The organism is Rhodococcus zopfii NBRC 100606 = JCM 9919 (genome assembly GCF_001895025.1).
Lineage (GTDB): Bacteria > Actinomycetota > Actinomycetes > Mycobacteriales > Mycobacteriaceae > Rhodococcus > Rhodococcus zopfii.
This window is the reverse complement of sequence record NZ_BCXI01000125.1, coordinates 1-1,187: the sequence shown is the minus strand read 5'-3', so window position 1 is coordinate 1,187 and position 1,187 is coordinate 1. Positions and strand designations below refer to the sequence as shown.

The 1,187-nt window shown below is 68.0% G+C and carries 1 protein-coding gene; it reads right to left on the bottom strand.

Annotated elements, in window-relative coordinates; all coding sequences use genetic code 11:
• Positions 1-1,187 (bottom strand): acetyl-CoA C-acetyltransferase (locus RZ1_RS29410; protein WP_240795149.1); only part of this gene is annotated, 1,187 nt, incomplete at its 5' end.

Below are 1,187 nucleotides of genomic sequence, written 5' to 3'. Positions count from 1 at the left end.
TCAGGCCTTGGGCACGCGCACGATCAACGCATCACCCTGACCACCACCACCACACAGAGCAGCCGCACCCACCCCACCACCACGACGCCGCAACTCCAGAGCCAGATGCAGAGCGATCCGAGCACCGGACATCCCCAACGGATGACCCATCGCGATCGCCCCACCGTTGACATTCACCTTGCCGGCATCGATCCCCAACTCCCGCGCCGAGACGATCCCCACCGCCGCGAACGCCTCGTTGATCTCCACCAGATCCAAATCCGCCGGATCGATACCCTCCCGCGCACACGCCTTCGCGATCGCCCGCGCCGGCTGCGACTGCAACGTCGAATCCGGCCCGGCCACCACCCCGTGCGCCCCGATCTCCGCCACCCACGACAGACCCAGCTCCTCCGCCTTCGCCCGGCTCATCACCACCACCGCCGCCGCCCCGTCGGAAATCTGCGACGCCGACCCCGCCGTCACCGTCCCGTCCTTCGAGAACGCCGGACGCAGCGCACCCAACGACTCGACCGTCGTCTCCGCCCGGATGCCCTCATCCGAGGCGAACTCCACCGGATCACCCTTGCGCTGCGGGATCGACACCGGCACCACCTCCTCGTCGAACACCCCGTCCTTCCACGCCCGGGCCGCCTTCTGATGCGAGGCCGCCGCGAACGCGTCCTGCTCCTCCCGCGAGACGAACCGCTCCCCGCTGTTCGCGGACTCGGTCAGATTGCCCATCGCCTGATCGGTGAAGATGTCGTACAACCCGTCGAACGCCATGTGATCGCGCAGCGTCACATCCCCGTACTTGAACCCGGCCCGGCTCTTCTCCAACAGGTGCGGCGCCTGGCTCATCGACTCCTGACCCCCGGCCACCACGATCTCGAACTCACCCGCCCGGATCAGCTGATCGGCCAACGCGATCGCATCGATCCCCGACAGACACACCTTGTTGACCGTCAACGCCGGCACATCCATCGGAATCCCCGCCGCCACCGCGGCCTGCCGCGCCGGGATCTGCCCCGCCCCCGCCGTGAGCACCTGACCCATGATCACGTACTCCACCGACTCCGGCGCCACCCCCGCCTTCGCCAACGCACCCGCGATCGCGACCCCACCCAGATCCGACCCCGAGAAATCCTTCAACGCACCCTGCAAACGCCCCATCGGCGTACGGGCACCGGCAACGATGACAGAAGTGG